Below are 8,821 nucleotides of genomic sequence, written 5' to 3'. Positions count from 1 at the left end.
AACCGAGCCAATGTCACATGCGGCGTATATTTGCGCCGAGCGGCTTGTAGACCGAGCCGCTGCAAGATGCGTTCTTGCTCAGCCTGAAGCTCCGCCAGCTCCTGAGTGGGCTCAACACGTGCCCAAAGCGCATGTGGTTTGGCTCCCCCAAACGATCCCAGCCCGGTCAGCTTGATCGTCAACGGAGCACGATTCACCCGTGCCAGCTCATAGGCTACTTCGTCAGCAATGCGATCATCAATATCGCCTATAAACCGTAATGTGATGTGGTAGTTTTCTGGGTCGATCCATCGAGCGCCGCGCAACCCTCCGCGCATAAGGCTCAACATCATCCCGGTGCCCGAAGGCAGCTCTAGGCCAGTGAAAAGGCGAGGCATATCAGGACCCTCCACTAATGCAGATGATAAATTAGCTCACGTTTAACGCCAGAGTACAAGCAGAAAATCACAGCTCTACGAACATCTGGGGATTTTCTTTCCATCCCTTAAAACAAAAAATGCCGAAGCCCACACAAGGCTCCGGCACAATTCTGTCTCTACAGATAAAAGAGAACTATCTGCCAATCACGGACATGGATTGGAGTACTGCAGATGGATATCATTAATCCGTGCCACAACCTCGTCAGTCATCTCAAAGTCTGTCGCACGAATATCTGTCGCCAGCTGCTCCATGTTCGTCGCACCAATGATCACAGAGGTCACGAATGAACGGGAATGAGCAAACGAAAGCGCCATAACTGCTGGATCAACACCCAGCTCTTCTGCCAGGTCGCAATACGCATCAATAGCTTTCTGACCAAACGGGTTCTCATAACGGCCAAGGCGCTTGAACAGTGTTTTACGCGCACCTGCTGGCAACGCACCATTCCGGTACTTACCAGTCAGATACCCCTGTGCCAGAGAAGAGTACGCCAGCAGACCAACATTCTCCCGCTGTGCAATCTCGGCGCCACCCACTTCAAACAAGCGGTTCACCAGAGAATAAGCATTCTGGATAGACTGAACCCGTGGCAACCCACGCGCTTCAGATTCCTGCACAAACTTCATGGTGCCCCAAGGGCTTTCGTTGGAAAGACCGAAATGACGGATTTTGCCTGCTTTCACGAGCCCCTGCATAACTTCAAGAGTCTCATGGATCGCATTTTCGTCTTCTGCAGGGTCCGCATCCTGCCAGATGGTGCTGACAGAACCAAAGCCGGACACATTACGATCTGGCCAATGCAGCTGGTAAAGGTCGATGTAGTCTGTCTGCAAACGCTTCAAGCTGGCATCCACTGCTTCCATGATCTGTGCACGAGAAAGCTGGCTTGTGGAACCATCTTCACGATGCCAGTCCTGAGCAGAACGGCCAACAACCTTGGTTGCTAAAACAACCTTGTCGCGGTTACCGGATTTCTTGAACCATGTTCCGATAATTTCTTCAGTACGGCCTTTGGTCTCTGGCTTCGGCGGCACAGCATAAAGCTCTGCAGTATCGAAGAAATTGATGCCCTGCTCCAAGGAATAATCCATTTGAGCATGGCCTTCAGCTTCGGTATTTTGTTCACCCCATGTCATCGTACCAAGACAGATGCTGGAAACGTTGAGGTCTGTACGCCCCAATTTACGAAATTCCATGTATTCCCCATTTGCAGCCCCAAGCTGCTTTTCATTCTCACGCCCTTATTGGGCATAAAGGACAAAGATCCAGCCTCGTCCAAAGACAACGGATCATGCCCCGAATTCTGTTTTGCTAAATCTGCCTCATGGATGGAGGTCGGCAGAGGAAGTGGCCTGGTAAGCATACCAAGCACATCTTCGAAAAGTAGGATGTGTTTTTCCGACAGGAAGGCGCAGTAAGTCAATACTTTAAAGCAGACTCTGCGTTCCAGCCTGAAAAGGAAGAGTATCAGCTCTTATGATTTAGCCTGTTCGATGAGTAGTTCAACAGAAGGCAGAATTTTTTCGACAATGATCGAAACACCTTTACCCGTTGGATGCATGCCATCACCAAGGTTTAGCTCAGGTTCCGCTGCCACACCGTCCAGAAAAAACGGATAAAGCAACGCATCATGCTTCTGCGCAAGCTCACCATAGATGGAGTTGAACTCCTGACCATACTGATCACCCAGATTAGGCGGCGCCATCATACCAGCAAGCAGCACCGGAATATCGCGAGATCCCAACCGTTCCAGCATTGCATCCAGGTTTTTGCGCGTTATTGACGGATCCAGCCCGCGCAACGCATCGTTGGCACCCAGTTCAAGGATCACTCCGTCTACGTCATCGCCCACAGACCAGTCGAGCCGTGAAAGGCCACCTGAGCTGGTATCACCAGATACGCCAGCATTGACCACGGTGATGTTATAGCCCCGCTCTTGCAAAGCCTTCTCCAGCTTTACAGGAAAGGCATCTTCAGGTGGCAATTGATAACCAGCCGTCAGACTATCACCGAAGGCAACCAGCTTCACCGGCTCGGCTCCATCCTGCGCCATTCCGGTTGAAGCACCTGCAAACACAAGGCTCAGCGCAACGACAGCACCACTGAAAAAACGCAGCACACCAGATTTAGCTTCAACTTTTCGTGATCCAGACATTCAAATACCTTAGATTTTTTCAAACCGAGCTGGACGATGCAATCCACCCTACCCATATGCTTCCCAAGTGCGGCTGCGACAAGAGCCGCCAACAAATTTATTATAAGATGTAATTCAGAGATTTGCATCGCCTGCACATCAAGGTAGAAGAATGACAGGTAATCCCGCATTAGACTTAAACGGCGTTCACCTCAGCTTGGGCCATGGCGCAGGCCGCACCCATATTCTCAAAGGTATTGACCTTTCAATCAGCACCGGCGAAAGCGTCGGCCTCGTTGGACCATCCGGCTCAGGCAAATCTACTTTGCTCATGGTAATGGCAGGTCTGGAACGCGCAGACAAAGGCACCGTCAAAGCCGCAGGGCAAGAACTCGGCGCAATGAGCGAGGATCAACTCGCCCGTTTCCGTGGTCAGAACGTCGGCATCATCTTCCAGTCCTTCCACCTGGTCCCCAACATGACCGCTCTGGAAAATGTGGCCGTACCTCTTGAGCTTTCTGGTGACCTCAAAGCATTTGATCGTGCGAAGGAAGAGCTGGAAGCCGTTGGCCTTGGCCACCGCCTCAATCACTACCCAACCCAGCTTTCTGGCGGTGAACAGCAACGCGTTGCCGTCGCCCGTGCCCTCGTCACCAACCCTGAAATTCTGATCGCAGATGAACCAACAGGCAATCTGGACGAAACTACTGGTGAGCAAATCATCGAGCTGATGTTTAATGCGCAGGAGCGCAAGAACACCACACTCGTTCTCGTCACCCACGATCCATCTCTGGCAGACCGTTGTCAACGCAAGATCCGGGTGCATTCCGGCACCGTTGAGGAAGAAACACCTGCTGTGCGTGAGGTACGCGCCCAATGAGCCAAAGCAACTCAAACGGTTTCCAGCCCGGCTTTGGCCTTGCAGCCCGTTTTGCCCTGCGTGAAATGCGGGGCGGCCTCAAAGGGTTTTACGTTTTCATCGCCTGTATCGCACTGGGCGTGGCCGCCATTGCTGGCGTTGCCTCCTTTTCCCGTGCGCTGACAGAAGGCATTTCAGCAGAAGGTCAGGCCATCCTTGGCGGCGACCTCGCATTCTCTCTCATCCACCGCGAAGCAACACCAGATCAGCTCGCCCACCTGCAAAGTATGGGCGACATCTCCAGAATCTCCAGCCTGCGCGCGATGGCCCGTACCGACACCGCAGGTAACCAGACACTGGTTGAGCTAAAGGCAGTTGATAATCCCTACCCGTTGATTGGTGAGTTCGACCTCTCCTCTGGCAAGGACCTGCAAGCGACCATCAACGGCAGAACAGAAGGCCTGCGCAATGCTGTGGCTGAAGTTGCCCTGCTGGCACGCCTTGGTCTGGAAGTTGGTGACCAGATTGCCGTCGGCAAAACCGAGTTCCGCATCGCCGATACAATTGAGCTGGAACCGGACAAACTCTCGTCAGGCATGACAGTCGGCCCTCGCCTCCTCATCTCTCAGGAAGCATTGCAAGACACTGGCCTGATCCGCCCCGGCTCATTGGTCAACTACACGTACCGCGTCCGCATGGGCGACAACGTGCCGGAAGATCAACTCCAGCAAGCCATTGACCGGACAAACAGTCAGTTCCCTGATGCTGGTTGGCGTATCCGCTCCAAATTGGAAGCAGCCCCAAGCCTGCAACGGAACATTCAGCGCTTCGCCCAGTTCCTCACGCTCATCGGCATCACGTCCCTCGTGGTGGGCGGTGTTGGCGTGGCAAACGCTGTGCGCAGTTACATGGATACCCGCCGGGAAGTCATTGCCAGCTTCAAATGCCTCGGCGCATCAGGTGGCTTTGTCTTCAAGGTCTACCTTATTCAGATGATGGTGCTCGCCACTATCGGCATTATCATAGGCATGGCATTGGGCGCCTTGATCCCGCTTGTCGCCATGGCAGCCTTGCAATCCATTTTACCAATCAACGCAGTACAGGCAGTCTACCCGCTTCAGCTGCTGCTTGGCATGGCGTACGGCTATCTCACCGCCCTCGCCTTTGCCCTGTGGCCACTCGGCAGAGCACACGACATCGCACCAACCGTCCTGTTCCGTGATGAAGTCAGCACCCGCAGCCGCTATCCAAAGCCGCTGTATATCGCAGGTGCTGCGGTAACACTGGTTCTGCTGGCTGGCCTTGCCCTTGTCATGGCCTACGACAAAACCATCGCCATCATCTTCATCGGCGCATGTACAGGCACATACTTGCTATTGCTCGTCGTAGCGCGCCTCATCATGGCCGCAGCGCGGAAGGTACCAACGGTCCGCTCTACAGAGCTGCGTCTGGCGATCACCAACATCTACCGCCCCGGCGCCCTAACACCATCCGTCGTGCTCTCACTCGGCCTCGGCTTGTCACTGCTGGTTGCTTTGGCCCTGATTGATGGCAACCTACGCCGTGAGCTCAATCAGGCCACTCAGGAACAGGCTCCAAGCTTCTTCTTCGTCGATATTCAAAACCACGAAAAAGACGCCTTCGAAGCTCTCGTTACTGAAAAAGCAGCAGGCACAGAGTTCAACGCAGTTCCAATGCTGCGCGGAAACATCGTCGCGCTGAAAGACATCCCTGCCTCAGACTATCCCGCTCCACCAGAAGCGGAATGGATCCTGCGTGGCGACCGCGGCATCACATATTCTGAAACCCTGCCTGAAAACTCCGTTGTCACAGCAGGCGAATGGTGGCCGAAGGATTACACCGGTGAACCGCTCGTCTCCTTCTCTGACGACAACGCCCGCGAGCTGGGCCTGAGTGTAGGCGACAAGATCACAGTCAACGTGCTTGGGCGTCAGATCTCTGCGAAAATTGCGAACTTCCGCACGGTGGACTGGGAAAGCATGTCCATCAACTTCGTGATGATCTTCTCACCAAACACTTTCGCAGGCGCACCGCACACCCATCTGGCAACCGTCGGCTGGCCAGGCGAAGCCACCTTGCAACAAGAGCTTGACCTACTGAAGGAAGTCACACAGGCCTTCCCAACCATCACCTCAATCAGAGTGAAAGATGCGATCGCACAGGTGAATGACCTTGTCGGTCAGCTGGCATGGGCCATCCGTGGCGCCTCCTCCATCACACTCCTCGCAAGTGTGCTGGTTCTGGCAGGTGCATTGGCAGCAGGTCATCAAAGCCGCATCTATGATGCAGTTATCCTGAAAACACTGGGCGCCACACGCGGACGTCTCATCAAGGCATACATTCTGGAATACCTGATCCTTGGTGGCACCACCGCAATCTTCGCCCTCTTTACAGGCTCGCTAGCGGCTTACTTCATCATAACAGGTGTGATGGAAGGCAGCTTCACCCTTCTGCCCGTAACGGCCATCACCGCCATTATCGGCGCTCTCATCTTCACAGTAGGCTTCGGTTTGCTGGGCACTTGGAGAGTGTTGGGAGAAAAACCTGCACCCGTTTTACGAAATCTGTAAAACTCCGTGGACTGCATCAAGTAAAAAAGCGTTGATCGACGCAGATGCAGTCCACATCTCTCAGAATTATGAGTTAACAGACCAACTCTTCTATTTTCCGGCTAAGGTCTTGCACCGCCAGCAACATTACAACTGGTTAATAATAGGGTCCGGTTTTACCAAGTTTATACCAAAAGACCTTGCTTTAAGGGGCGATTTTACAAAAATCGGCAGGGTGCACTCTTGTCTTACGCCCTTTTTCCCACCATATTTGCTGATATGTAACTCGGGTCAGTCACCCGTGCTGTTTGGTATGACCAACAGCAAACACGTGTTTAACAAGAGAGAGGATCCACATGGCGACCTTCGACCGCAATAATTCTACGCGGTATGGAATGGCTGGCTCTCATGCCAATGCAGCCGCATTTGACGCTGGTCTGCGCGCCTACATGCTTCGCGTTTACAACTACATGGCAGTCGGTGTTGCAATCACCGGTGTGCTCGCACTGCTCACCTCAATGATGGCGACGACGACTGATCCATCTATGGCAGCAGCTCAGATGGGTAATACTTTGCTCACCAGCCTTGGTGTTGCACTGTATGGTAGCCCGCTGAAGTGGGTTGTTATGCTTGCTCCACTTGGTTTCGTGTTCTTCCTGAGCGCACGGATCAATAAGATGAGCGCATCCGCTGCACAAATGACCTTCTGGGCATTTGCAGCTTTGATGGGTGTTTCTCTCTCATCGATCTTCATCGTTTACACCGGCAACTCCATTGCTCGTGTATTCTTCATCTCTGCAGCTTCCTTTGGCGCGCTGAGCCTGTTCGGCTACACCACCAAGAAAGACCTCTCCGCTTGGGGTTCCTTCTTGTTCATGGGCCTGATCGGCATCATCATCGCGTCTGTGGTCAACCTCTTCCTTGCGTCTTCTGCTCTGCAGTTCGCAATCTCCGTGGTTGGCGTTCTGGTATTCGCAGGCCTCACCGCCTACGACACCCAGCAGATCAAGGAAATGTATGCAGCTGTTGATGACAGCGAAGTAGCAGGCAAGAAAGCCATTATGGGCGCGCTGCGTCTGTACCTGGACTTCATCAACCTGTTCATGATGCTTCTGTCCCTGTTCGGCAACCGCGAGTAATCGCAGCAGCCATCAGGCGTACAAATCAGAAAAAGCCCGAGGCATCCGCCCCGGGCTTTTTTCTTGGCCAAATGACAGCGCAGATATAGGCTTCAAGCTGGCATCAGAAACACAATAGGCTGCAGGACACCAAATGTACGGACCGCTATCACTGTTCCATTGGTATGAACGCAAGGTTTTCCAGTTCAGGGACTTTCACAAAGCCCACCCAACCATGGCCGAGCGCTACCATATGATCGCAAGCATTGTGGCTGTCATCGCCACTATCGCCGCCGCCATCTACCTGCCAGTTCTGCTGATACCTGCAGGAACTGCCTATGTTTTGCAGTCCCCACTTAGCTACATAATCAATCGGGCCAAAGAGAAACGAAACGACGTTTACAACTCCGCATTCCCGAGTAAGCGATGGTACGCCGACTCAAATCACTGGAAACATCACCAGCTACAATTCGCAGTCGTAAAAGCTGTATTCCCTGATTTATAGCCAGTTAAATGCATCCAACACGCACAGATAACCACAACGTAACCGCTTAGTTTTCAGGGGTACAACCAAATTTCACTAGCCAAGATCAATAAGAGGTTTTATTTTCTTAACGTAGCGTACCATATGTTTTTCTAAGCAATTTTCTGCTTGTTCCAACAGCATTTGTAGGGGCAAAAAATGCCAAGACACTCGCCTTGTGCCATCGCCAATGAATTTCTGAGACGCCGAGGCAGCTCTGAATACCCATCTCAGATGTACATTCAAAAACTCGTTGCCATCGCCAACGGCTGGAACCTCGCGATCAACGGCGAGCCATTGGTGAACTCAGCTCCCCAAGCTTGGAAAAATGGCCCAGTATTTCGACAGATATGGGATTTCATAAAGGAGGGCGGGCACAAAGGCCCCAATTGTGAAATTGCAGATCCCGTCACCGGCCAGATCGTCACTGGTCGCATCAACGGTAGTGAGCAAGACATCATTGATCACGTCTGGAAGAAGTACCGTAACTATACGCCACAGCAACTGTCAGATCTCACCCATCAAGCGAATTCTCCATGGGCCCATGCCTACTTCGAAAAGGGGAGAAACGCAGAAATCGATACAGAACGCACCCGACAATATTACATCAAACTCGCCTTAGCGGGCCGCTCTCACGCAGAAGAAGAGCAGTCCATACAAACAGCGGGTCGGATCAATGCCGCCTAACGATACATTCGAGGACACACTCGAAAAGCCACTCACTGTGAATGACATCGACGCAGCCGTCTCCAAGCTCCCTATTGAGGTGGACCCACCCGCCAAGATCGGGTTCGAGCAGCTGCTGAAAGACCGTCAGGCTCTGTCTGACGACAACACCCTGCTTCAAAACGAGCTGATGGAGCTTAAGTCACGGCTCGCGACCAAGCAGGAGCTGGACGCCCTCATCAAACCCTACGCAGGCAAAGCCTACTGGTTCATGTGCGTGTATTGCGGCACAGTTGCCCTCATCCTCGTGCTGGCAGGCTTCAAAAATGTCTATGGCAACTCGTTCAATCTGGCCGACAGCGTACTGGAGTTCCTCGTTGGCAGCACCGCAACCACTGTCATCGGCCTGGTCGGCATGGTGCTCACCGGCATCTTTGTGGGCGCTCGAAAATAGCGCCCCACACGCTCTACAGCGTATCTCCGAAAAGTGGAAACCGATTTTCGGATAAAGATACGCAAAAACAAAGACTA

The 8,821-nt window shown here is 52.9% G+C and carries 9 protein-coding genes; 6 read left to right on the top strand and 3 right to left on the bottom strand.

The features are described 5' to 3' along the window. The 3 genes from thpR to PsW74_RS08710 all read right to left on the bottom strand — a co-directional run. The coding region (gene thpR / locus PsW74_RS08720; protein ID WP_244277848.1) for an RNA 2',3'-cyclic phosphodiesterase at positions 1-377 on the bottom strand (377 nt) is incomplete at its 3' end. Positions 378-563: 186 nt separating this feature from the next. Continuing rightward, a complete protein-coding gene (locus PsW74_RS08715) occupies positions 564-1,616 on the bottom strand; it encodes an aldo/keto reductase (RefSeq protein WP_063286053.1) in 1,053 nt (350 codons plus the stop codon). Between the two features lie 278 nt (positions 1,617-1,894). After that, complete coding sequence (locus tag PsW74_RS08710) at positions 1,895-2,473, bottom strand: arylesterase (RefSeq protein WP_208995317.1); 579 nt, start codon at positions 2,471-2,473, stop codon at positions 1,895-1,897. 253 nt (positions 2,474-2,726) lie between these two features. Between PsW74_RS08710 and PsW74_RS08705 the strand changes: the two genes are divergently transcribed. The 6 genes from PsW74_RS08705 (at position 2,727) to PsW74_RS08680 (ending at position 8,744) form a co-directional block, all read left to right on the top strand. Then, positions 2,727-3,434 (top strand): ABC transporter ATP-binding protein, encoded by a 708-nt coding sequence (locus tag PsW74_RS08705; protein WP_063286055.1) that lies wholly within the window; start codon positions 2,727-2,729, stop codon positions 3,432-3,434. Then, positions 3,431-6,004 (top strand): ABC transporter permease, encoded by a 2,574-nt coding sequence (locus PsW74_RS08700; RefSeq protein WP_063286056.1) that lies wholly within the window; start codon positions 3,431-3,433, stop codon positions 6,002-6,004. Before PsW74_RS08705 ends, PsW74_RS08700 begins: the two co-directional genes overlap by 4 nt. Before the next feature lie 335 nt (positions 6,005-6,339). Next, positions 6,340-7,122, top strand: coding sequence for a Bax inhibitor-1/YccA family protein (locus PsW74_RS08695; protein ID WP_057463488.1), 783 nt, complete (start codon positions 6,340-6,342; stop codon positions 7,120-7,122). Between the two features lie 133 nt (positions 7,123-7,255). Beyond that, complete coding sequence (locus PsW74_RS08690) at positions 7,256-7,606, top strand: hypothetical protein (protein WP_063286057.1); 351 nt, start codon at positions 7,256-7,258, stop codon at positions 7,604-7,606. A gap of 177 nt (positions 7,607-7,783) precedes the next feature. Further along, positions 7,784-8,311, top strand: coding sequence for a Panacea domain-containing protein (locus tag PsW74_RS08685; RefSeq protein WP_208980967.1), 528 nt, complete (start codon positions 7,784-7,786; stop codon positions 8,309-8,311). Continuing rightward, positions 8,301-8,744, top strand: a complete 444-nt coding sequence (locus PsW74_RS08680) for a hypothetical protein (RefSeq protein ID WP_063286058.1) — start codon at positions 8,301-8,303, stop codon at positions 8,742-8,744. Before PsW74_RS08685 ends, PsW74_RS08680 begins: the two co-directional genes overlap by 11 nt. The last annotated feature ends 77 nt before the right edge of the window (positions 8,745-8,821 follow it).

Origin of the sequence: Pseudovibrio sp. W74 (assembly GCF_001623085.1) — a bacterium.
Taxonomy (GTDB): domain Bacteria; phylum Pseudomonadota; class Alphaproteobacteria; order Rhizobiales; family Stappiaceae; genus Pseudovibrio.
The sequence above is the reverse complement of the archived record's forward strand: the minus strand, read 5'-3'. Positions and strand labels throughout refer to the sequence as shown.

Bases quoted from the DNA above. Each gene is read 5' to 3' on its own strand.
- PsW74_RS08690 (WP_063286057.1), top strand. From the start codon at position 7,256: ATGTACGGACCGCTATCACTGTTCCATTGGTATGAACGCAAGGTTTTC.
- PsW74_RS08705 (WP_063286055.1), top strand. From the start codon at position 2,727: ATGACAGGTAATCCCGCATTAGACTTAAACGGCGTTCACCTCAGCTTG.
- PsW74_RS08695 (WP_057463488.1), top strand. From the start codon at position 6,340: ATGGCGACCTTCGACCGCAATAATTCTACGCGGTATGGAATGGCTGGC.
- PsW74_RS08700 (WP_063286056.1), top strand. From the start codon at position 3,431: ATGAGCCAAAGCAACTCAAACGGTTTCCAGCCCGGCTTTGGCCTTGCA.
- PsW74_RS08685 (WP_208980967.1), top strand. From the start codon at position 7,784: ATGCCAAGACACTCGCCTTGTGCCATCGCCAATGAATTTCTGAGACGC.
- PsW74_RS08710 (WP_208995317.1), bottom strand. From the start codon at position 2,473: ATGGCGCAGGATGGAGCCGAGCCGGTGAAGCTGGTTGCCTTCGGTGAT.
- PsW74_RS08715 (WP_063286053.1), bottom strand. From the start codon at position 1,616: ATGGAATTTCGTAAATTGGGGCGTACAGACCTCAACGTTTCCAGCATC.
- PsW74_RS08680 (WP_063286058.1), top strand. From the start codon at position 8,301: ATGCCGCCTAACGATACATTCGAGGACACACTCGAAAAGCCACTCACT.